Origin of the sequence: Ruegeria sp. HKCCSP351, assembly GCF_017872535.1 — a bacterium.
In the GTDB taxonomy this organism is placed as follows: Bacteria; Pseudomonadota; Alphaproteobacteria; order Rhodobacterales; family Rhodobacteraceae; genus Ruegeria.
In genome coordinates this window covers 285,955-307,525 of record NZ_JAEDOV010000001.1, presented here as the reverse complement: position 1 = coordinate 307,525, position 21,571 = coordinate 285,955, and the positions used below count along the sequence as shown (strand labels likewise).

Below are 21,571 nucleotides of genomic sequence, written 5' to 3'. Positions count from 1 at the left end.
CAAGCCAAGGCGTATCAGCTCAGACCGAAAAAATGGGGGTGGAATATGGGGGCATTCCCCATATTCGACATTCACGAAATCGAGAGCAAATGACTGCGCAGGTTTTGATCCCGGCCCTCAAGTCCAAGTTTTCGGCGAATGTTGTTGCGGTGAAAATCGATTGTCGACGTCTCTCGGGACAGGGCCTTGGCAATGTCCTTCGTGGTTTTCCCAAACATGACCATCTGTGCAATTTCCATTTCGGTAGGGGTCATTGCCGCGAAGGCATCCGTCAACTTGTCAGACATCGAAGATGTGATCTCGTTCAGGTTCTTCTCGGCCAGCTCAAGATAGACAAATTGCGCCTCATCCCCTGAAAGCTGCGCCCGAACCTTTTCAAGATGTGGTAATACTCTGCTACGAACCTGCTCGATGATTTCGTGATCCCGGTTTTTGCGGTCATCGTCGAGACTTGAGAGCAATACGCGCAACGCCGTGTTCGTCTCCTGCAACTCTCGGGTTCGATCCGAAACACGGGTTTCAAGCTGGGCAAGTGTTTCGTTCAGTTTCTCCTCCAACGCGCGTCTCAGATAAACCTCTTGCAACAAAGCCAAATCCGACTCGACCATGCGCGCGAACTGCGCCAGCCCCTCTCGGAACAACAGAGCCCGCCGGTTCTGTTTACGGTCCAGAACACAGATTGTGCCGAACACCGATCCATCGGGCCATTTCAGCGGTAAGCCGATGTAAAAGGTCATTCCGTGTTCCAGGTCGTCGTTGTCCGCCCAAACCGGATCACATTTGGCGTCCTGGACCACCAACTCTCCGTCACGCTCCAGAACACCCTGACAGTACAGCTTGGGGTTCAACTGGAAACTCAGACCGACCGGATACGGGTTCTCGGGGTGATCGGATGTGATCAAAACCGCATGATCCGGCGCGTCGGTTTTCATGATCAGGCTTGCGGGCACGTCGGCCAGTTCTGCGACCAGATCAACAAGTTGCTGCCAGTTTGCCAGCGTTTCCTTGGGAATCTGCGGATGATCAGCAGGCATTTGGGGCCTCACCAGTTTCTGGGCGATACCCTGTCAGGTTAGTTGGAGGCTTTGCACTGAATCAAGAATATGACGTTCTGCGGCGCAGCATCGGTTTCAGCCGCCCCAGATAACCTTCACGTAGTTCTGGGTTTCCTTGTACGGCGGAATACCACCGTGCTTTTCAACCGCATCGGGACCCGCGTTATAGGCCGCCAGCGCCAAAGGCCACGACTTGAACTTGCGGTACTGCCAGGACAGATATCTGGCACCGCCTTCGAGGTTCTGCTTGGGATCATGGGGGTTTACGCCCAAAAGCTCGGCCGTTTGTGGCATAAGCTGCGCCAGTCCTAACGCACCTTTATGTGACTTCGCCTGTGGGTTCCATCCACTTTCCTGCTGCACGAGACGCAAGAACAGATCTTCAGGGATGCTGTGAAGGCGAGCAACACGGCGCGCGATTTCCAGATATTCTCCGCGATACTTTCCTGAATACCGTTTGCTGACCTGATCACGCGTTGTTTTGGGTTTCAGCCGGGCCGAGTCGCGGTACTGGGTTGCCGCACGAGAATCCAGAACCTTCGCCTGTTTCAGAAAAATATCCTTGCGGCTTTTGCTGGACAAAGTTTGTGCCTGCACCGGCGCAACGGCCAATACTAGGCAGGCAACAGAAAACCCAGCAACCCAAGAACGCATCTTTGCTTATCCTGCTCGATCAAAAACCAGTGGGAGTATAGGTATTCCCGCAAAAAATGAAAGCTTGGTAAATAGTACAGTAAGACTCTTGTTCCACAGTGTTGTATCAACTGTTTTCAACCATGATGCAGGCCGTATAGGGTCTCACGAAACTCATTGCGCCAGATTCGGCGCATTTACGCAGAACAGAACGAGGATTTACATGGCGGGTTCAGTCAACAAGGTCATTCTGGTGGGAAATCTTGGCCGCGACCCCGAGGTCCGGTCGTTCCAGAACGGCGGCAAAGTGTGCAACCTGCGCATTGCCACCTCGGAGAACTGGAAAGACCGCAACACGGGCGAGCGGCGCGAACGGACAGAGTGGCATTCAGTTGCCATCTTCTCGGAACCGCTGGCCCGCATCGCCGAGCAATATCTGCGCAAGGGCAGCAAGGTTTATATCGAAGGCCAGCTGGAAACCCGCAAATGGCAGGATCAATCCGGTCAGGATCGATATACGACCGAGGTTGTCTTACGCCCCTATCGCGGGGAACTGACCCTGTTGGACGGTCGTAGTGAAGGCGGTGGAGGCAGTGGCGGCGGTTATGGTGGTGGCCAGGCTGGTGGTGGTTACGGTGACCCCTACGGCGGCCCATCCAGCTCTCCGGCACCAGCCTCGGGCGGAATCGACGACGACGAGATTCCGTTCTAACCAAAGCGGAGTAACAATATGACATGGTCCTTCTCTCTCGGCCGATTGCTCGGGTCCGAACTGAGGGTCCATGTCACCTTTTTTCTGCTGCTTGCATGGGTCGGTTTTGCCGCATTCTCAGCCGGTGGCGTGCCAGCCGCGATAGAAAACCTTCTCTTTGTTCTGGCGCTGTTTGCCTGCGTTGTCGCGCATGAGTTCGGTCACGCCCTTATGGCGCGGCGTTATGGTATCAAAACCCCCGACATCACCCTTCTGCCCATCGGCGGCCTGGCCCGGCTTGAGAGAATGCCGGAAAAACCGATGCAAGAGGTTCTGGTGGCGCTTGCGGGTCCGGCAGTGAATATCGCTATCTTTATTGGCCTTGCCGCGCTTGGCGCAGGTATGCCGCTAGAGACCCTCGCGCAATTGGAGTCACCAAATGTGAGGATTGTGGACAAGCTGGCCTATATCAATCTGCTTTTGGCCATCTTCAACTTGATCCCGGCCTTCCCAATGGACGGAGGCCGCGTCTTTCGCGCCCTTCTGTGTTTACGCATGAATCGTGTCAAAGCCACCCGAGTTGCAGCCGTTGGTGGCCAGGTTGTCGCTGTCGGGTTTGGATTTCTAGGGCTGAGCTCTGGCAATCCAATTCTGGTATTGATCGCCGTATTTGTGTTCTTTGCAGCCAATGCAGAAAGCCAGGAAGTCGCTTTGCGATCTGCGGTTCGTCGTGTTCTGGCCCGTGACGCGATGATCACCGAGTTTCACGCACTTTCTCCCAGTGATACGCTGAGCACAGCGGCACAAGCCGTCATTCACACCACGCAGCACGAATTTCCGATACTGGACCCAAATCACACGTTGCTGGGCTTTGTGACACGCGATCGCCTGTTCACCGCCCTTGCAAGCGACCAGCCCAGAACCGCGCCCGCGACCTCGATCATGGATGCAAACGTCCCCACAGTCCTGCTGACAACCGGCCTCGAGGACGTGCTGGAACACCTGCACAATGGGGCACCGGCCATTGCAGTTCTGACCCATGGCGGTCGCATGATCGGTTATATAACCCGCGAAAACATCGGCGAGCTGATGGTCATTCAGGGTCGTTAACCCCTTGCGTCACACCGGGGCGAGAGCGTCCGACAGAACCGATAAGACCGCATCCTTCGGCACATCCGAGGTCACAAAAGCCTGACCAATTCCGCGGGCCAGGATAAACCGCAGCTGGCCGTCCACGACCTTTTTGTCCTGCCCCATCAGATCCACCAGAGCCTCGGCACTTGCCAATTCGCCCGGAATATCAGCCAGATCCGTTTTCATACCCATTGCTCGCAGATGCGCGCGTACCCGGCTTGGGTCTTCTTGTGAACACAGGCCAAGGCGGGATGAAAGCTCGAACGCAAGTGCACAGCCGATGGCCACACCCTCGCCATGCAAAAGACGGTCGGAATAACCTGTGGCGGCCTCCAAGGCATGGCAGAAGGTGTGCCCCAGATTCAGAAGCGCGCGATCGCCTTGTTCGGTTTCATCCCGGGCCACGATATCGGCTTTCATCTGAACCGAGCGGGTTACCGCACGCACACGTGCGGCCATGTCGCCCGAGGATAACCTTTGCCCGTTCGCCTCAAGCCATTCAAAGAAATCAGCATCCCCAAGCAAGCCGTATTTCACCACTTCGCCATACCCTGAAAGAAAGTCCCTCTGGGACATGGTCTGCAACACAGATGTATCGGCCAGAACCAGCGATGGCTGATGAAAAGCGCCGATCAGGTTCTTCCCCTGAGGGGCGTTGATCCCTGTTTTCCCCCCGACAGAGCTGTCGACCTGCGCCAGCAAAGACGTGGGGATTTGTACGAACCGAACACCTCGGCGCAGAACGGCTGCGGCAAAGCCGGCAAGATCACCAATTACCCCACCACCAAGGGCCACAACAACGTCGCTGCGTTCAACCTTTTCAGTCAACAGCCACTCAACCGCGCGTTCGAAATGTGGCCAGCTTTTTGTTGCCTCTCCGGCGGGTAAGGCCAGCGCGGACATTTCGATCCCGGTGGTTTTCAGACCCGCACGCAGCGTTTCCAGATGCAGATCAGCGACACTTTCATCTGTCAGGACGGCCACCTTAGGACGCGCCAATAGCGGTGCAATCCAATCGCCCGCGCGCGCCAGAAGATCCGGACCGATCTCAACGTCATACGACCGGTCCCCAAGTTCAACTTGTACTGTTTGATGCATTATCTGATTTCCAAAACATCAGGGCGCGCCAACAAGGCGTCGACAACCCGGTCCACCATATTCTCGATCGAAGTTTCGCCATCCGAATCCACGATCAGATCCGCCTCGGCGTAAACCGGAACACGCGCCTCGTAGAGGGCTTTCAATGTCGCATAAGGATCGGCAGTACGAAGCAGCGGGCGCGTGTCCTTGTGGCGGACACGGCTCCACAGAACTTTCAGGTCTGCCCGCAGCCAGACCGACGCACCCCGCATGGTGATCATACGCCGGTTGTCAGGCTGAAGAAACGCGCCGCCACCCGTTGAAAGTACGCCTTTTTTGTCATCCAGCAGGCGGCTGATAACCTGTGATTCCTTGGTGCGAAAAAAAGGTTCCCCGTCCCGCTCAAAGATTTCGGGGATGGTCATGTTGGCGGCTGATTCGATTTCGGCATCGCTGTCCAGAAAAGGAACACCCAATCGAGCGGCCAAAGCGCGACCCACGGCTGACTTTCCGGCCCCCATCATACCGACCAGAACCACGGTTTTGTGTAGATCAAACCGGGTCTGCGCGTCCGCTGAGTGCGTGTTATGCTTAATTTCGCTCATTTCACCGTGAATGACGTGATCTTGGGAAAAATGCCAGTTATAACTTGGTCAAAATCAAAAATTGAGGCAGCGTGACGCCATGAGCCGTCTGATCAAATTCCTGATATATGTTCTGTGCCTGGCATTCATCGGGCTGGTCGCCTATGCCTATGTCGGTCCATTCTTTGGTGCGGATTTCTCTGCGCCTCAAAGTGAAATTCGCGAGCCGGTTGCACTGGATGTCAACTAAGCAACTGCTTTTGGTAATCACACTTGCCGGGTCGGCACATGCGCAGGAACCCTTATCCGCCATCGAATGGCTGACAGACCCGCCGGAAAACCTGCCGGGAACCGTTCTGCTGGAACCTCCGGTCACGCAAGATGGCGCATTGCCGGAAATTGAGGTGACTTCGCTTGAAGCGCTGTCGCAGCCGCTGGGCCTTGTTTCATCCTCAGTCACTGGTCTGCCCGTCGACCTTTGGCAGGGCAGCGATGCGGATCGTTTGGCCGAACTGATCGCCGGCGTCCACGTGCGTGACAACCCGGCCATGCAGCGATTGTTGTTCACGCTGCTCTTGTCTGAAACCCGCGCGCCGTCAGGGCCTCTGGCTGAAGAAATCCTTTTGCTGGCACGGCTGGACCGATTGATGCAACTGGGCGCTGCTGATCCGGCGCAGTCGCTTGTTCAATTGGCCGGGCCCACTGACACGCAGGACCGTTTCAAGCGCTGGTTCGATGCGACGCTCTTGACCGGGGATGAGGATCGTAGCTGTACCGCCCTTATAGCTGAACCGCATCTTTCGCGGGACTATGCGGCTCAGATCTTCTGCAAGGCCCGCCGCGGGGATTGGGTTTCAGCCGCGCTGACACTTGAGGCAGCTCATGCGCTTGAAATCCTTCCACCCGAGGATCTGGCGGTTCTGGACCGTTTCCTCAGCCCGGAACTGTATGAAGGCGCAGCTTACCTGCCGCAGCCGGAAAACCCTGATCCCCTGACGTTCCGTTTGTTTGAGGCAATTGGCGAACGGCTTCCCTCCGCTCCGCTGCCACGGGCGTTTGCCAATGCGGATCTGCGCGATGTCGCAGGTTGGAAGGCACAGATCGAAGCAGCGGAGCGGCTGACCCGAATTGGCGCATTAACCCCCAATCAGCTGCTGGGCCTTTATACCGAGCGTGATCCGGCAGCCTCAGGTGCTGTCTGGGATCGGGTGGCTGCCGTTCAGCGATTTGAAAGCGCGTTGGACACCGGGAACGCGGAAGCGATAGGAAAGACCTTGCAGCCGGTCTGGCAACAGATGCGTGGTGTCGGGCTTGAGGTTCCGTTTGCCGAACTGTTCGCCGAGCGCTTGTCATCTGTCACATTGCCGGTTGCCACCACCGAAAGCCTGCGCTGGCGTATTCTGATGCTGTCCGGGCTTTACGAACAGGCCGCCTTGTCAACACCTGACACATCCAACGACACCCAGTTTCTTGCCGCTTTGGCACAAGGCGACCCCGGGCGCGCGGTGTCCCCGTCCCCTTTGGCTGATGCCGTCGCTCAGGGGTTTGAATGGGCAGCGCCTGTGCCAGGCGACATTGATGCGTTGCTGACCAACGGTCAATTGGGCGAAGCCATTATTGAAGCCATGCAACTGTTTGCACATGGCGCGCGGGGCAATCTGGTGGATCTGACAGCGGCAATTGCAACATTCCGGCGCGTTGGGCTGGAGGACACCGCGCGACGTGCCGCCCTGTCCCTTTTGATCCTGCAAGAGCGTTGATCATGGGCTCTCCGGTATCAGATGCACTGTGGATTTCAACGTTTTTGCAGGCGCAGGCGGCGGAGCTTGGCGCTGCGACCAATACGCTGCTGGCTTATGGGCGCGACCTGAAAGATTTTGCCGAATGGCTGGACCGCAAGAAATCCGGATTTGATCAGGCAAATCGCGACCTGATCGAAGCCTACCTGATCGACTGCGATGCACAGGGCTTGTCACGTTCGACCCGCGCGCGGCGTTTGTCTGCTATAAAACAGCTGTACCGGTTTGGCTTTGAGGAAGGCTGGCGCGCGACCAACCCTGCCATTCAGATCAAAGGTCCCGGCCGGCAGAAACGGTTGCCCAAGACGCTGGATGTGCCCGAAGTTGACCGTTTGCTGGAGGCCGCCAGACAAACCGGGCGAACCGAAGCTGACAGGCTAAGAAACACCTGTCTGATGGAAGTTTTGTACGCCACAGGAATGCGGGTGACTGAGCTTGTCTCCCTGCCCGTCTCTTCGGCCCGTGGCGATCCCCGGATGCTGCTGGTGCTGGGGAAAGGGGGTAAAGAGCGAATGGTCCCCCTGTCGCCCCCGGCCCGGGATGCTTTGGCCGCGTGGCTGACCGCGCGGGACGAGGCCGAGGACTTGGCCGCGGAAAAAGGCGCTCAGCGCTCGCGCTTTCTGTTCCCATCACGCGGAAAGTCCGGTCATCTGACACGGCACAGGTTCTTTTTGCTGGTGAAAGAACTGGCTGTACGGGGTGGTGTTTCTTCTGAAAAAGTCACACCACACACGCTGCGCCATGCATTCGCCACGCATCTGCTGGCCAACGGCGCTGATCTGAGATCGATCCAGACGTTATTGGGCCATGCAGACGTGGCGACGACCGAGATCTATACGCATGTTCTGGATGAACGTCTGGCGGAACTGGTGTTGCAACATCACCCGCTGAGCAAGGACCGCAATGAGGACAAGGGCTAAGACCTTGATCCAGCGGGGCGACGTCCCCATAACGGATGCAGTACACAAATCTATCAAGGACCAATGGAACCCTTACCTTCTATGTTCGACGGCGCATTCTGGGTTACGACCGGCGCTATCCTGTTCCTGCTTATCCTGTCCGGATTTTTCTCGGGCTCGGAAACGGCGCTGACCGCCTCATCAAGGGGGAAACTGCGCGTTCAGGCCGACAAGGGATCGCGCGGGGCTAAAAAGGCGCTGGAAATAACCGACGACAACGAACGTCTGATTGGGTCGGTTCTGCTGGGCAACAACCTCGTCAACATTCTGGCCGCGTCGCTGGCGACAGCGTTGTTCACACGTCTTTTCGGCGAAAGCGGCGTGGCATTGGCGACCCTGGTCATGACCTTTCTGGTGCTGATCTTTGCCGAAGTGCTGCCCAAAACCTACGCCATCACCAATTCCGAAAAGGCCGCTGCGGCCGTTGCACCGATCATCAGCGTGGTCGTGACGGTGTTTTCACCTGTCGTCGCGGCCGTTCGATTGTTGGTGCGTGGCGTATTGCGCCTGTTCGGAGTTCAGATCGATCCTGACAGCAACATTCTGGCCGTGCGCGAAGAAATCGCAGGCGCTCTGCAACTGGGCCATTCCGAAGGGGTGGTTGAAAAGGAAGATCGCGACCGCATCCTCGGCGCGCTGGATCTGGGCGACCGCACGGTGGAAGAGATCATGCTCCACCGTTCCAACATCGAGATGATCGATGCGAACGCCCCACCCGAAGCTATCCTGAGGCAATGCCTTGAAAGCCCCCACACTCGTCTGCCTGTTTTCAGGGACGAGCAGGAGAACATTGTCGGCGTTGTTCACGCCAAGGACTTGTTCCGCGCGATGTATGCACAGGCTGGCAGCAGTGACGGCAGCACTGACCGGCTGGCCAGCTTCGACATCGGCAAAGTCGCAAATGCCCCCTATTTCGTTCCAGAGACCACAACTCTGGATGACCAGATGCGCGAGTTTCTGAAGATGCATGGTCATTTTGCGCTGGTGGTGGACGAATATGGCTCATTGCGTGGGCTGATTACGCTTGAAGATATTCTGGAAGAAATCGTGGGCGAAATAGCCGATGAGTTCGATATTGCCGAAGAGGTACCGGTTGTGCGGACGGATGATGGCCAATTCCTTGTCGAAGGTGCTATGACCATTCGCGATGTCAATCGTGCGCTGGACTGGTCGCTACCGGATGAAGAGGCCAACACTCTTGCTGGTCTGGTCATCCACGAAGCCCAAATGATCCCGGTTGTTGGACAAGTGTTTTCGTTCCATGGCTTCCGGTTCGAGGTCACAGCACGCGAAGGCAATCGTATCACAGCCCTGAAAGTGCGGCCCTTATAGGGTTTGGACGCAAGACAAAAACGACGCGCTCTGTCGCTCGTATGACAGAATGCTTTATCGTTGGTCTGCACCGTCCTACCAGAAAAGGAGGAGCAGATGAAAAACACATGCCAGGTGGTCGTCATTGGTGGCGGCGTTGTCGGATGTTCGGTTCTTTTTCACCTGACCAAGCTTGGGTGGTCGGACGTCATGTTGCTGGAACGGTCCGAACTGACCAGCGGCTCGACCTGGCATGCGGCAGGCGGGTTTCACACCCTCAACGGCGACACCAACATGGCGGCGCTGCAGGGCTACACGATCAGGCTGTATAAAGAACTGGAACAGATTACCGGCATGTCCTGTGGCCTACACCACGTGGGCGGTGTGACACTTGCCGATAATCAGGACCGGTTTGATATGCTGCTGGCCGAGCGCGCCAAGCATCGGTTCATGGGGCTTGAGACAGAAATCGTCGGCCCGGAAGAAATCAAAAAGATCGCGCCCATTACGAACACCGACGGAATTATCGGCGCTCTTTACGATCCGCTGGATGGTCATTTGGACCCGTCAGGCACCACCCATGCCTATGCCAAGGCCGCGCGAATGGGCGGCGCCACGATCGAAACCCATTGCATGGTGCGTGAAACCAACCAGCGCCCCGATGGAAGCTGGGATGTCGTCACTGACAAAGGCACAATCCATGCCGAACACGTTGTTAACGCAGGCGGGCTTTGGGCGCGTGAAGTTGGTGCCCTGGCGGGTGTCTATTTCCCCCTGCACCCGATGGAACATCAATACCTTGTCACCGACGCGATCCCACAGATTGAAGCGATTATCGATGCGGGTGGCGAGCATCCGCATGTCATGGATCCGGCAGGTGAAAGCTATTTGAGGCAGGAAGGGCGCGGCCTGTGCATCGGGTTCTACGAACAGCCCTGCAAGCCCTGGGCAGTAGACGGCACACCGTGGGATTTCGGGCACGAGTTACTGCCCGATGATTATGACAAGATCACCGACAGTATCGAATTCGCGTATCGCCGCTTTCCTGTGCTGGCTGAGGCTGGGATAAAATCGGTGATCCATGGGCCGTTTACCTTTGCCCCTGATGGCAACCCGCTGGTCGGCCCTGTACCCGGGCTGCGCAACTACTGGTCGGCCTGCGGTGTAATGGCCGGGTTCAGTCAGGGTGGCGGCGTTGGCCTGACGCTGGCGCAGTGGATGATCGAAGGCGAGCCCGAGCGAGATGTGTTTGCCATGGATGTTGCCCGCTTCGGCGACTGGATCAGCCCAGGTTATACCCGCCCCAAAGTCATCGAGAATTACCAGAAACGCTTCAGCGTCGCCTATCCGAACGAAGAACTGCCCGCTGCACGCCCCAACCGCACAACACCAATGTATGACATCTTCAGCGATCTTGGCGCAGTCTGGGGGCAGCAATACGGCCTTGAGGTGCCAAACTATTTTGCGCAGGAAGATGAGCCGGGATTTGAAACACCATCCTTCCGCCGCTCGAACGCGTTCGCGGCGACTGGGCGCGAAGTGCGGGCAGTGCGTGAAGCTGTGGGTATCAACGAAGTCCACAATTTCGGCAAATACCGCATCACCGGACCCAGTGCTCGGAACTGGCTGGACCGGATCATGGCAGGCCGCATTCCGAAACCCGGTCGGCTGTCTCTGACCCCGATGCTGTCGCACAAGGGCAAGCTAATTGGCGATTTCACCGTTTCCTGCCTGACGGACACCGAGTTCCAGCTTACGGCGTCCTACGGCAGTCAGGCTTTCCACATGCGGTGGTTCCAGCAAAACGCTCAGGACGACGTGAGGATAGAAAACGTCAGCGACCGGTTGAACGGCTTCCAGATTGCCGGCCCAAAGGCAACACAGGTTCTGGCGGCCTGCACCCGCGACGACCTGACGGATTTCGACTTCCTCAACGTGCGCCGGATGACTGTCGGCATGACCGACTGTGTCGTTCAGCGTGTCAGCTATACGGGCGATCTGGGTTATGAAATCTATTGCGACCCCTTAGCGCAGCGTCAGCTTTGGTGGACGCTGTGCGAGGCCGGACAACCCCACGGCATTGTTCCGTTCGGAATGCGCGCGATGATGAGCCTGCGGCTGGACAAGTTCTTTGGCTCATGGATGCGAGAGTATTCGCCAGATTACACCGCCGCGGAAACGGGATTGGATCGTTTCATTGCATTCAGCAAAAACACCCAATTCATCGGCCGCGATACAGCGGAAGCAGAACGGGCCAATGGAACCACCCGCCAGCTGGCAGCCTTCGAGGTTGATACGGACGATGCAGACGTCAACGCCTATGAACCGATCTGGCTGGATGGTGCAGTTGTTGGGTTCTGTACCTCGGGCGGCTACTCTCATTTTGCGCAAAAATCCGTCGCCATGGGTTTTCTGCCGTCCGGGCGTATAGAAGATGGTCTGGAGGTTGAAATCGAGATTCTGGGGCAGATGCGCAAAGCGAAGGTTATCTCGACACCTTTGTTTGACCCAGATGGTAGACGCATGAGGGGATGACAGCACACATGACTGACGGCAGTGTGGCTCAGTGACTGAAATACCCATCATCCTGCTTGCCGCCGGTCAATCCAGCCGCATGGGCGGGTTGGACAAGCTTCTGCAGCAAATCGACGGCATTCCACTGCTGACCCGTACAGCGACCCTTGCGCGTGGCGTGGCGCCTGTCCTTGTCGCCCTGCCACCGCGCCCGCACCCAAGATATGATGCTCTTGCGGGAATGGATGTTCAGACGGTTCCGGTTCCGGACGCGGCCGAGGGAATGAACGCCAGTTTGCGCACCGCCATCGAATACCTTCCTGCAGATGCACCCGCAGTCATGGTTTTGCTGGCCGATTTACCTGACCTGACCCAGACCGATCTGAGAACGATCTTGAAAGCACGCCAATTGCATCCCGACAATGTAGTCTGGCGCGGAACAACCGCAGATGGAAAGCCCGGGCACCCGGTGATCTTCGATCGGACGCTTTTCACTCAGCTTTCGGCATTACACGGCGATCACGGCGCGCAGGCGGTGGTTCGCTCACAACAGCGCGGCGTATTCCTGCAACCCCTGCCCGGTCAAAACGCGGTTTTAGATCTGGATACACCGGAAGATTGGGACGCCTGGCGCAAAAAGTGTACTTCTTGAATAAACACGGCCCGGTCGATATCGACCGGGCCGGTGCCCAATACAGGACTACCACTTTCTACAATTCCAAAAGTTTGACCAATAGGTCTTTAAGACACTCTGGTTCCCTAGCCGCTAAACCTAAACAAGACCCCCTCGTTAACACGCCGCTAAAACTTCCGGTAACTGAGTTAGCCGCCAGCGCCCCCTAGCGCTTTTGGCTTCCCCTCACTTGGGCAATTTCATCCTCACTTATCCGATCCTTAGAAACAACGTAAAATTGGATGAATAGGTTAATTTAGCGCATCTCGATTTGGCTTTTAGGCAACATAGCCCTGGGGCTCGTTCAACCTATAGGCGATCCTCATTCGATGCACAAATCAACGATTCGGAATTAAGCGCAAACTTATGCGCCCATTCAGCTGCCTCTCAGCAAAGTTATAGCGTCAAGTCCGAAGACCCCCGGACTCGCCCACAACCATTGGAAGAGCAGCATTTTTCCCCACTGTTCAGTGAAAGCATTGTCAACAAAACAATGAAAATACAACTTTTTTGAAAATTTGACGTCTGTTTTGGCAACAATCCTCCGATTCGCCTTCGACCTCCTCGGTTAAATCAGCGAATCCTGATCAACGTCTTTCGCCACAAAACACCCGCTTTGTGGCAAAATTAAGATTTATTAATTGATCAGTCAGGAAACCCCAATCCTGACAGTGCATCTCATGTCTCAACGCGCAACGGAAATTGCGTGATCAAACCAGGAGACAGAAATGAGCATCCGAAAATCTTCGCTTTTACTTCCCCGCACATCCAACTGGATGGGTGTTAGCGCATTGGGCGCAGCCATGCTGGCCACAACCGCTTTACCTTCGATGGCGGATGAGGCGCTAGCCGATCTTGTCGAATCCGTTTCCCCGTCGGTTGTGACCATCATTGCCGAGCAAAAGGCCGCCCCAAGCCCCGCACAGGGGCAGAGTTTTGATTTTGACGGTCATCCGTTTGGGGAATTCTTCAAACGTTTTGGTGGGCCTGAAGGGTTCAACATGCCTCAACGCGGTCCGGCACAAGGGCTCGGGTCAGGGTTTGTACTGGATGAAGCCGGTTATGTCGTCACCAATCACCATGTGGTGGACAATGCCGAGACTGTAACCGTTCGCTTAAGTGATGACCGAACATTTGAGGCCGAGGTGGTTGGCACCGACCCGCTGACCGACATCGCGGTGTTGAAGATTGATGCAGGCAAGGGCCTGCAAGCTGTCAAACTGGGTGACAGCGATGCAATCCGCGTTGGCGAAGATGTCGTTGCGATCGGCAACCCGTTTGGTTTGAGCTCGACAGTTACTACCGGCATTGTATCGGCCAAAGGGCGCAATATCTCGGACGGGCCTTATGCCGAGTTCATTCAGACGGACGCCGCCATCAACAAGGGCAACTCTGGTGGCCCGCTTTTCAACATGGACGGCGAAGTGGTTGGCGTGAACTCGGCCATATATTCCCCCAGTGGCGGATCTGTCGGATTGGGATTTGCTGTAACCTCGAACATCGTTGAACATATTGCGGCCGATCTGCAGGATGACGGGCAGGTCAGCCGTGGGTGGCTGGGTGTATCTATCCAGAATATCAGCCCGCAGCTTGCGGCGGCACTGGGAATTGATGCCTCCTCGGGTGCACTGGTGGCAGATGTTGTCGCCGACAGCCCTGCAGATGGCGTTCTGGAGCAAGGCGATGTTATCCTGTCCTTCAACGGCGAAGCCGTAGACTCCAGTGGTGACCTGCCCATTCTGGTGGGCACAACCAAGGTCGGCACCGCAAGTAATCTTACCATTCTGCGCGATGGCAAACAGGAAACGGTCACTTTGACCGTTGGCCAGCATCAGGCAGCGTCGGCTCAGTCCGATACCCCTGTCGAATCCGAAGCGGCAGGCACGTCGCTTGGTGTCACCGTGGCCCCGCTGACCGAAACGGTGCGAGCCGAGACAGGTATCGCCAAAGCCGTCGAAGGTGTCGTCGTCACAGACCTGCAACCGGACAGCCCTGCGGCTCGGGCGGGTCTGCAACGCGGTGACGTGATCGTCAAACTGGGCAATCAGGACACGTTCACACCCGAAGCGCTGAAGGCGGCACTGGACAGCGAAAAAACAGACCCGGCACTGGTGCTGATCAACCGGGCCGGCAGCCAGATCTTCGTTGCCGTCGAACTGGTCTGATCAATACCTTGCGCGCGCTGCTTGATGGGGAGAACCGGCGCGCGCCTCACCCGACGGAACTGAGTTGTCCGCTGTCCGTCGGGCTTGCCGGGTGCGTGCCCAGCACCCGGCAAGATCGTCAGCAAACCATATGCTTTGTTTGAATTTTGTGTTTAAATCTTTAGGGAAAGGAACCACATCATGAGCCGCCGTCTGTTGATCGTCGAAGATGACGCTGACACCAGGGATTTCATTGCCAAAGGGTTTGGCGAAGAAGGCTATGTGGTCGAAACGGCTGCTGATGGCCGCGAAGGATTGTACCACGCCACAGATGGCGGGTTCGACGCCATTGTTCTGGACAGGATGCTTCCCGGTCTGGACGGTCTGTCGCTGATCAAATCCCTGCGTGCAGCAGGGCTGAAAACACCTGTCTTGATGTTGACGGCCATGAGCGCAGTAGACGAGCGCGTCAAAGGATTGCGGTCAGGCGCCGACGATTATTTGGTCAAGCCCTTCTCATTTCAGGAACTTCATGCACGGATCGAAGCCCTGTTGCGACGTCCGCAGGAATCCGAGGAAACGCCGACGCTGACCTGCAAGGATCTTGAAATGGATCTTCTGACCCGCAAAGTTACGCGGGACGGCCATGAGATTACGCTGACGCCTCGTGAATTCCAGATCCTTGAGTTCTTTCTGCGCCGCAAAAACCGTGTCGTGTCTCGTACTATGCTGCTTGAAGGCGTCTGGGATTATCATTTCGACCCGAACACCAACGTTGTGGATGTTCACATCTCAAAGTTGCGCCGCCAGTTGGATGAAGGCGGAGACATACCTTTGATTGAAACTGTTCGCGGTGCAGGTTACATGATGTCCGATGGATAACCTTCGGCTTTCCCTTAATAATTCACGAACAAGACTTGTCGCCACCAGCATGGTGCTAAGCACGTTCCTGACCGCGTCCGTGTTGGCATTGGTCTATGTGACAGCCAACAGAAGCATCGAATCCGAGACCCGATCAGTCGTGTCCGCCGAACTGACCGGGCTTGCAGATGAATATGAACGGCGCGGGCTGATCGGGCTGATCACAGCGATCGAGCGTCGTCTTCCAAGCGCGCCCGACCGAGACGCGCTGTATCTTCTGGCGGATCGGCAAGGCGTGAAGCTTGTGGGTAACCTGAAAACCTGGCCGGTCACTGTGACCGCCGGAAGCGGCTGGGTCGACCTTGAGTTGCGCAGGGCTGACAATGACCAACTGGTGCCTATCTCGGCGGCATCAATCCGCCTGCCTGGCGGTGAACGCCTTTTGGTCGGCCGGGATGCAGCTGTCCGTCAACAATTCGACCGCGTGCTGTTCCGTTCGCTGGCACTGGCACTGGCAATTGCATTTGTCCTGAGCGTGATCACCGGCTGGCTGTTCACACGTCTGGTGTTTTCACGCCTGTCAGACATCGCAAGCACAGCCGAAAACATCGTTTCTGGCGATCTTTCCAAAAGGATGCCCCTACGCGGAACCGGGGACGAGTTCGATCAGGTCTCTGGCACGTTGAACAACATGCTCGACAGGATCGAAGAGCTGGTCAGTAATCTGCGCACCACCTCGAACTCTATCGCACATGATTTGCGCTCTCCTCTGTCCCGCCTTCGCCAACGGGTCGAATCCCTTTCCGAGCCCGGCAAAAGCGATCTGGATCGCGAGATCGACATTGCGCGGGCAACGGGAGAAATCGACCATGTTTTGCGGGTCTTGGGGCAGCTTACCGAGATATCGCGGGCCGAGGCCGGTCTGGGGCGCGAGCAATTCGAAGACATTGACTTGCAGCAACTGGTTGGCGATGTCGTGGAGCTTTATGATCCGGTGGCCGCGGATCAGGACGTCCGTCTTGAGGTTATAGGCTCTGCCCCCGCAATTCAGGGGCACCGGCCCCTCCTCTCGCAGGCTCTTTCCAATCTGCTGGAAAACGCTATGCGCTACGCACCGGCAAATACCACAATCACGATCTCAATCGGTACCGAGGACGGATTTGCCCAATTGCAGGTTCGGGACCGTGGTCCGGGTGTTCCGCCCGGAGAGTTGGATCGCCTTCAGCTTCCGTTCGTCACGCTTGATCCGGCGCGGACGGAACGCAACGCGGGATTGGGGCTCGCGCTGGTTGCCGCGATTTCTCATATGCATGGCGGGACATTCGCAGCCCGAAACTGCAACCCAGGTTTGGAAACCACGATCAATCTGGCAATTCAGAGTTAACCCGGCAGTCCGTTTACCGCCAATATCATGTTTTTATAACGTTTATCCTCGGTGACATCCGCACCGAACCAATCCGGTGGGACATAGGCATTTGCGGCTTCACTGGTATGGAATTCAACTTCAACCAAACACAGGGGTTCCAGGCCGCCTGAGAAAACATCCAGCTCGAACTGGTGGCCGTCCGGCATTTGATCCGTGTAACGTACCTTCTCGATCCGGCGTCCTCGAGTTTCCGGCCAGAAGGTTTCAAACTGGTCCCGGGTTATCTCTGTCTCACGCTCAACACGTACAAGATCACCGCCTCCTTTTAAGGTCAGGAAAAACACATCGTTCTTTTGCCTTAAGCGCAATTCGGTCGAGTCCTCCGGCGCGGTGAGGTACCCCTGACGCACCTCTGCTTTTTCCGCGCGGCTCAGGTCCGGCATCCTTGCCACCAGAAACTTGCGCTCAAGTTCCCTGCTCATAAGGGTACCCCCGCTCAATCTTCCAGCTTATCAAACAGCACCCGATATGCCGTACCAACCGCGCCGCGATCTGCGTAAGTGCCGACAGAGACCCGATGCTGCACCATCGAAAAGAACGTTCGCAACTTTTCTGGCGCAGCTCACGTTTGTTGAAGAAGCCATCCAGTTGACCAAATGACCGCTCGGTCAAGGTTGTGCGACTGACGGGAACAACGATCTCATCGGCGGCTCGAAAACAGAACCCAGACGCACCCTGATGATCGAGATCGCATAACAATATCCTTTGACCAGCCTGTGCATAGGCATAATCCCGGTTCACCGAAGTCGCGGTTTTTCCGACACCGCCCTTGTTGCTGTAACAGGCAATGATCCTCATTCCTTATTCCACTTTGTGGTGAAACTGGCTGCGGAACATGTGTCGTACGTCTTGCCCGTCGAACTGATGAAAACTTGCGACAACACGCATTCGTTCGGTCTTCTTGCGTTGATCAAGAACAGCGATTAGCCCGCCCACGGACAAACCGATCTGCGCATCCACGCGGCCTTGCGTATCGGCGCGCGACGCTACAAAGGTCAGCAACGCATCTTGCTGAACAGAATAGTCGTTGAACAAGCCAAGACTATCCTGGAGTTTTTTCAACGGCTTAAGGATCATTCTCAAACCATTCCAATCGAATAGAGGGTCAAACAACTCCATCAGGTATCTAAGCTTTTTGCATTCAATGCGAAGGTCATGCACCGTCTTGTCTGGCGTACTGACAGTAATACCGCGCGCCAGTTTGCACACCTTGCGATAACGCTTCCAGATCAGCGCGCAGGCATAGTCATACGTGCCGCGATGCGCGTTTGGTCCAAGGTCCAAGTGGTCCGGACTTGCAAACAGTGCGGTCAGGTCGGTCATGGTCGTCGTGTAGTCGGCGCTGTGCAACCAGCGTGACAGGCGCAGTTGCTCTTGTGCACGTTCCGTTTGCAACTGATCAAACATCTCGGACAATCCCACGTGAAGGTTCGGCGGGATAAGATTGAAATACTTGTCTTTTTCCAGAAGATAGACGTCCAAATCGCGCAGAGGTCCGGTACGGGTCATGAGGTCGGAAAAGACCCGCTTCAGCTCGGTCGTCTGAGACTCGGACAACACGCCCTTGAACAGGCTGATCACCGACCTGATCTTGCGCAACGATACTCGGTAATCGTGCAAAAACTCGGTGTCGATGTCAGCGATCACACCCTCTTCGTTTTGCCGCGCAACCCGCAGATATGTTTGAATGATTTTCGCAGCGACTTCGATGGAAGGATCCGCTTGACCAAACTTTATTTCAGGCTTGGCCTGATAGGGAACCATGTCTGGAATCAGGCTGGAATAGAGCGTTTCAATATCATGAACACTGCCCGTAATGCTGGCGATAGAGGAACAGACCAACTGATAAGCCTTCTTGTACCCACGCAACTTCTGAATTCGTACAATGGTCGCCTGCCCTGATGGCGTCGACATGTACGTTAAAGTTCCCCTGACTTTTGTCTTTTGCAGGTCATCTAGTACGGCAAAGGTCTGAACCCTGATCTCTCCAACACCGATCCGCGTCAGCGCCCGCAGTTCAGGAAAGTCGCTCAGTCCCTTTTGAACCGGCCCTTCTGACAAGTCCCGCACAAATCGCAGATGCCCCGAGTATTGCTGAGACAAAGGTCCGTGATCCTTCCGCAGCAGGTGCAACACCCCGCCGGTATCGATCAAAGCACGACCCGAGGCGCGCAATGACTGATCGTGACAATCGAGCAATGCGAAAGCTTTGACGGGGCTACCGGGTGAAACTTCTTGGGAAAACCCGGCAATGGCATTTGCCAGAGCCGTTTCGTCAATCCTCGCTGGGAAAATGAACTGATCGCCTGACGATCTGGTCATGATACGCCTTTCCAGTTCAATTTCAGAAACCCGTTTACGGGTTTCTCAACGGTCATTTGCGCGCCCGCCCCTTTGTTTGGCGGGCTGCCCCAACGCCATTCTGGGTTTTCTTGTTCAATCTCGGCGGAACCCGAAAGGACATCAAGCCATTATGACTGCAAGCGAGTATATTCACGGGATGACAGGCCCCGGGCACCGAAGTAAGAAACCACTATGAGCGAACCAGTATCTTCGATCCGAAACCTTGGCCCGGCCTTTGAACAGGCTTGCGCACGTGCTGGTATTCATTCGGCTGAGGCGCTGCGAGAACTGGGGCCGGACGAAGCCTATGCCCGCCTGTTGCGGGCAGGCACCAGGGCGCATTTCATCGGATATTATGTTCTGGTGATGGGATTGCAGGGCCGCCCGTGGAACGACTGCAAGGGTGACGAGAAAAAAGCCCTGCGCGAAAGGTTCGACGCAATCAAAGCCGGTAACGGGGCGGCTCCGGAAAACCAGATGATTGCAGATCTGGACGCCATCGGGGTTCGTGTTGCACCAAAGGACCTAAAGCAGGTCTGAACGAATAAAGCCGCACCCAACCAAGGATGCGGCTCCTATTTGTCAGCAATGGCTGTAACTTAGCCGACCAGCTCAATACCCGAGAAGAAATATGCGATTTCAACTGCTGCGGTTTCCGGAGCGTCCGAACCGTGGACCGAGTTTTCACCAACCGATTCCGCAAACTCGGCGCGGATGGTGCCGGGTGCTGCGTCTGCAGGGTTGGTTGCGCCCATGACTTCACGGTTCTTTGCAATGGCGCCTTCGCCTTCCAGAACCTGAACAACAACCGGAGCCGACGACATGAATTCGCACAGTTCGTCATAGAACGGACGCTCGGCATGAACGTCATAGAATTTGCCAGCCTGAGCTTTGGTCATGTGAATGCGCTTTTGCGCCACAATGCGCAGGCCAGCTTCTTCGAACTTGGCGTTGATCTTGCCGGTCAGGTTGCGGCGGGTTGCATCGGGTTTGATGATCGAGAATGTGCGTTCCAGTGCCATGTCGGCCTCTCCTTATAATATGACGCGGGACCCGCGCCGAAATCCATCGCGCGCCGGGTATCACGGTCTTTGGTCCATGAAAAGTGTAATGATGCTTTGCCGGTGGCTTTGTAGTTCAGATTGTCTCTGGCAAAGGGTCGAAGCGGTCCAGTCGACGGATGTAAAGCACCGCCAGCAAGCCAGCAAAGCTACAGGCCCACATCATGCCCAGTACCAGATACGGCCCGTTTTCGGGGCTGACGAATGCGCCGGTCATTGAGGTCAGGACAGCGCCCAAAGCCACGATCATCGCCCCCGACAGCCCTGCTGCGCTACCTGCCAGCCCGGGGCGTACCGACATGACACCAGCCGCGGCATTGGCATTGGTCAAACCGTTGCCAAAGCCGACACAGATTGCCGAGCCGAAGAAGACCCAGACCGATCCTTGATTGGCGAGAAACAGCATCAATCCGCAAAACGGCCCGGTCGAGGCCACGATCCTCCCTGACAAGATCATCGTCGTCAGACGCGTCCGGGCGGCAATCCGACCGGTAACAAAATTGCCAACCATGAACCCGCCGGTGATGATGCCAATCCCCAGCCCCAGCGTTGCTGGGCTCAGGTCGAACCACGCTGCAGCAACCAGCGGCGCACCGGTGATAAAGCTGTAGAACCCCCCAATCGAAAACGCTGCGCATAAGGCATAGCCCCAGAACCTGCGGGCACGGAACAGATGTGGATACTCGCGCAGTTGGGCACCAAATGTGGACGAGCGGTTCGTGTTGGTCTCGCCCATGTCGAACCAAAGCAGCACCAGCAACCCTGCCCCGAGCAACGAGTACAGGACAAACCCCGAACGCCAGCCGAAAAGCATATCCAGCGCCCCACCCAACATCGGCCCAAGCATCGGGGCCAAAGCCATGGCCATCGCGACGTAACCGAGTTTGCTTGCCGCCTCATTCGGTGCGTAACGGTCTCTGATCGACGCGCTGGACAGGACCGAGCCCGCGACGACAGCAGCCTGAAGCAGGCGGAAGCCAAGAAAAACCCAGATCGATCCGGCCAGTGTGCATCCGATCGACGCGAGGGAAAATATTGACATACAAATCAAAAGGATAGGCCTGCGTCCAAAGCGATCCGATAACGGGCCCATGATCAATTGCAACACTGCCGAAATCGCCAGATACCCCGCAACGGACAGGTTCATCAGGCCGTAATCCACGGCGAAATCTTCACTCATATGCGCCAGCGACGGCAGGAACATGTTGAGCGTCAGCACCGACAGCGCCGTGGCAAAGATCAACGTGATCAGGGATGGAGGCGTCCGGGCCGCGCGCATGTGGAAAACCGCTTCAATAAACAA

The 21,571-nt window shown here is 56.3% G+C and carries 21 protein-coding genes; 12 read left to right on the top strand and 9 right to left on the bottom strand.

Going from position 1 to position 21,571, the window contains the following annotated elements:
* Nucleotides 1–71: 71 nt before the first annotated feature.
* The gene (locus I9182_RS01495; RefSeq protein WP_209504117.1) at nt 72–1,034 is read right to left on the bottom strand and encodes a LuxR C-terminal-related transcriptional regulator; all 963 of its coding nucleotides are present in this window, start codon (nt 1,032–1,034) and stop codon (nt 72–74) included.
* A 96-nt stretch (nt 1,035–1,130) separates the two neighbouring features.
* A complete protein-coding gene (locus I9182_RS01490) occupies nt 1,131–1,709 on the bottom strand; it encodes a lytic transglycosylase domain-containing protein (RefSeq protein ID WP_209504118.1) in 579 nt (192 codons plus the stop codon).
* Nucleotides 1,710–1,911: 202 nt separating this feature from the next.
* On the opposite strand from I9182_RS01490, the gene ssb reads away from it, so the two are divergent.
* On the top strand, nt 1,912–2,400 hold the full coding sequence (gene ssb / locus I9182_RS01485) for a single-stranded DNA-binding protein (RefSeq protein WP_209504119.1): 489 nt from the start codon (nt 1,912–1,914) through the stop codon (nt 2,398–2,400).
* Between the two features lie 18 nt (nt 2,401–2,418).
* Complete coding sequence (locus I9182_RS01480; protein ID WP_209504120.1) at nt 2,419–3,489, top strand: site-2 protease family protein; 1,071 nt, start codon at nt 2,419–2,421, stop codon at nt 3,487–3,489.
* Nucleotides 3,490–3,498: 9 nt separating this feature from the next.
* On the opposite strand, the gene aroB is transcribed toward I9182_RS01480, so the two are convergent.
* Complete coding sequence (gene aroB / locus I9182_RS01475; RefSeq protein WP_209596032.1) at nt 3,499–4,611, bottom strand: 3-dehydroquinate synthase; 1,113 nt, start codon at nt 4,609–4,611, stop codon at nt 3,499–3,501.
* A complete protein-coding gene (locus I9182_RS01470) occupies nt 4,611–5,198 on the bottom strand; it encodes a shikimate kinase (protein ID WP_209504122.1) in 588 nt (195 codons plus the stop codon). Before I9182_RS01470 ends, aroB begins: the two co-directional genes overlap by 1 nt.
* A gap of 79 nt (nt 5,199–5,277) precedes the next feature.
* Here I9182_RS01470 and I9182_RS01465 point away from each other — a divergent pair, with 79 nt between their 5' ends.
* The 9 genes from I9182_RS01465 to I9182_RS01425 all read left to right on the top strand — a co-directional run bounded on the left by I9182_RS01465 (nt 5,278) and on the right by I9182_RS01425 (nt 16,822).
* Nucleotides 5,278–5,427, top strand: a complete 150-nt coding sequence (locus I9182_RS01465) for a hypothetical protein (protein WP_209504123.1) — start codon at nt 5,278–5,280, stop codon at nt 5,425–5,427.
* Complete coding sequence (locus I9182_RS01460; protein WP_209596030.1) at nt 5,417–6,937, top strand: hypothetical protein; 1,521 nt, start codon at nt 5,417–5,419, stop codon at nt 6,935–6,937. The genes I9182_RS01465 and I9182_RS01460 overlap by 11 nt, the downstream gene beginning before the upstream one ends.
* A 2-nt stretch (nt 6,938–6,939) precedes the next feature.
* Nucleotides 6,940–7,896, top strand: coding sequence for a site-specific tyrosine recombinase XerD (locus tag I9182_RS01455; RefSeq protein ID WP_209504125.1), 957 nt, complete (start codon nt 6,940–6,942; stop codon nt 7,894–7,896).
* Between the two features lie 63 nt (nt 7,897–7,959).
* Nucleotides 7,960–9,267, top strand: a complete 1,308-nt coding sequence (locus I9182_RS01450) for an HlyC/CorC family transporter (protein WP_209596027.1) — start codon at nt 7,960–7,962, stop codon at nt 9,265–9,267.
* 96 nt (nt 9,268–9,363) lie between these two features.
* Complete coding sequence (locus tag I9182_RS01445) at nt 9,364–11,781, top strand: FAD-dependent oxidoreductase (protein WP_209596025.1); 2,418 nt, start codon at nt 9,364–9,366, stop codon at nt 11,779–11,781.
* Between the two features lie 31 nt (nt 11,782–11,812).
* Complete coding sequence (locus I9182_RS01440; protein WP_209596024.1) at nt 11,813–12,412, top strand: nucleotidyltransferase family protein; 600 nt, start codon at nt 11,813–11,815, stop codon at nt 12,410–12,412.
* A 749-nt stretch (nt 12,413–13,161) separates the two neighbouring features.
* The gene (locus I9182_RS01435; protein WP_209596022.1) at nt 13,162–14,598 is read left to right on the top strand and encodes a DegQ family serine endoprotease; all 1,437 of its coding nucleotides are present in this window, start codon (nt 13,162–13,164) and stop codon (nt 14,596–14,598) included.
* A 180-nt stretch (nt 14,599–14,778) separates the two neighbouring features.
* Nucleotides 14,779–15,459, top strand: a complete 681-nt coding sequence (locus I9182_RS01430; protein WP_209504130.1) for a response regulator transcription factor — start codon at nt 14,779–14,781, stop codon at nt 15,457–15,459.
* 49 nt (nt 15,460–15,508) lie between these two features.
* On the top strand, nt 15,509–16,822 hold the full coding sequence (locus tag I9182_RS01425) for an ATP-binding protein (protein ID WP_245222457.1): 1,314 nt from the start codon (nt 15,509–15,511) through the stop codon (nt 16,820–16,822).
* On the opposite strand, the gene I9182_RS01420 is transcribed toward I9182_RS01425, so the two are convergent.
* The 3 genes from I9182_RS01420 to I9182_RS01410 are packed head-to-tail and all read right to left on the bottom strand — an operon-like array spanning nt 16,819 to nt 19,186.
* A complete protein-coding gene (locus I9182_RS01420; protein ID WP_209596019.1) occupies nt 16,819–17,286 on the bottom strand; it encodes a CYTH domain-containing protein in 468 nt (155 codons plus the stop codon). The genes I9182_RS01425 and I9182_RS01420 overlap by 4 nt on opposite strands.
* The gene (locus I9182_RS20345) at nt 17,270–17,662 is read right to left on the bottom strand and encodes an AAA family ATPase (protein WP_245222456.1); all 393 of its coding nucleotides are present in this window, start codon (nt 17,660–17,662) and stop codon (nt 17,270–17,272) included. Before I9182_RS20345 ends, I9182_RS01420 begins: the two co-directional genes overlap by 17 nt.
* 3 nt (nt 17,663–17,665) lie before the next feature.
* Nucleotides 17,666–19,186 carry a CHAD domain-containing protein gene (locus tag I9182_RS01410; RefSeq protein WP_209596017.1) on the bottom strand — a complete coding sequence of 507 codons (1,521 nt, stop codon included), beginning with the start codon at nt 19,184–19,186 and terminating at the stop codon, nt 17,666–17,668.
* Between the two features lie 213 nt (nt 19,187–19,399).
* Here I9182_RS01410 and I9182_RS01405 point away from each other — a divergent pair, with 213 nt between their 5' ends.
* A complete protein-coding gene (locus I9182_RS01405; protein ID WP_209504134.1) occupies nt 19,400–19,747 on the top strand; it encodes a TfoX/Sxy family protein in 348 nt (115 codons plus the stop codon).
* A gap of 59 nt (nt 19,748–19,806) precedes the next feature.
* Here I9182_RS01405 and ndk read toward each other — a convergent pair whose 3' ends face one another.
* Both ndk and I9182_RS01395 read right to left on the bottom strand, forming a co-directional pair.
* Nucleotides 19,807–20,229, bottom strand: a complete 423-nt coding sequence (gene ndk / locus I9182_RS01400; protein WP_008757405.1) for a nucleoside-diphosphate kinase — start codon at nt 20,227–20,229, stop codon at nt 19,807–19,809.
* A gap of 115 nt (nt 20,230–20,344) precedes the next feature.
* Complete coding sequence (locus I9182_RS01395; protein ID WP_209596015.1) at nt 20,345–21,547, bottom strand: multidrug effflux MFS transporter; 1,203 nt, start codon at nt 21,545–21,547, stop codon at nt 20,345–20,347.
* Between the last annotated feature and the right edge of the window lie 24 nt (nt 21,548–21,571).

Bases quoted from the DNA above. Each gene is read 5' to 3' on its own strand.
- I9182_RS01435 (WP_209596022.1), top strand. From the start codon at position 13,162: ATGAGCATCCGAAAATCTTCGCTTTTACTTCCCCGCACATCCAACTGG.
- I9182_RS01450 (WP_209596027.1), top strand. From the start codon at position 7,960: ATGGAACCCTTACCTTCTATGTTCGACGGCGCATTCTGGGTTACGACC.
- I9182_RS20345 (WP_245222456.1), bottom strand. From the start codon at position 17,662: ATGAGGATCATTGCCTGTTACAGCAACAAGGGCGGTGTCGGAAAAACC.
- I9182_RS01405 (WP_209504134.1), top strand. From the start codon at position 19,400: ATGAGCGAACCAGTATCTTCGATCCGAAACCTTGGCCCGGCCTTTGAA.
- I9182_RS01445 (WP_209596025.1), top strand. From the start codon at position 9,364: ATGAAAAACACATGCCAGGTGGTCGTCATTGGTGGCGGCGTTGTCGGA.
- I9182_RS01410 (WP_209596017.1), bottom strand. From the start codon at position 19,186: ATGACCAGATCGTCAGGCGATCAGTTCATTTTCCCAGCGAGGATTGAC.
- ndk (WP_008757405.1), bottom strand. From the start codon at position 20,229: ATGGCACTGGAACGCACATTCTCGATCATCAAACCCGATGCAACCCGC.
- I9182_RS01480 (WP_209504120.1), top strand. From the start codon at position 2,419: ATGACATGGTCCTTCTCTCTCGGCCGATTGCTCGGGTCCGAACTGAGG.
- I9182_RS01430 (WP_209504130.1), top strand. From the start codon at position 14,779: ATGAGCCGCCGTCTGTTGATCGTCGAAGATGACGCTGACACCAGGGAT.
- I9182_RS01470 (WP_209504122.1), bottom strand. From the start codon at position 5,198: ATGAGCGAAATTAAGCATAACACGCACTCAGCGGACGCGCAGACCCGG.
- ssb (WP_209504119.1), top strand. From the start codon at position 1,912: ATGGCGGGTTCAGTCAACAAGGTCATTCTGGTGGGAAATCTTGGCCGC.
- I9182_RS01490 (WP_209504118.1), bottom strand. From the start codon at position 1,709: ATGCGTTCTTGGGTTGCTGGGTTTTCTGTTGCCTGCCTAGTATTGGCC.
- I9182_RS01395 (WP_209596015.1), bottom strand. From the start codon at position 21,547: ATGCGCGCGGCCCGGACGCCTCCATCCCTGATCACGTTGATCTTTGCC.
- I9182_RS01455 (WP_209504125.1), top strand. From the start codon at position 6,940: ATGGGCTCTCCGGTATCAGATGCACTGTGGATTTCAACGTTTTTGCAG.
- I9182_RS01465 (WP_209504123.1), top strand. From the start codon at position 5,278: ATGAGCCGTCTGATCAAATTCCTGATATATGTTCTGTGCCTGGCATTC.
- I9182_RS01420 (WP_209596019.1), bottom strand. From the start codon at position 17,286: ATGAGCAGGGAACTTGAGCGCAAGTTTCTGGTGGCAAGGATGCCGGAC.
- I9182_RS01460 (WP_209596030.1), top strand. From the start codon at position 5,417: ATGTCAACTAAGCAACTGCTTTTGGTAATCACACTTGCCGGGTCGGCA.
- I9182_RS01425 (WP_245222457.1), top strand. From the start codon at position 15,509: ATGGTGCTAAGCACGTTCCTGACCGCGTCCGTGTTGGCATTGGTCTAT.
- aroB (WP_209596032.1), bottom strand. From the start codon at position 4,611: ATGCATCAAACAGTACAAGTTGAACTTGGGGACCGGTCGTATGACGTT.
- I9182_RS01495 (WP_209504117.1), bottom strand. From the start codon at position 1,034: ATGCCTGCTGATCATCCGCAGATTCCCAAGGAAACGCTGGCAAACTGG.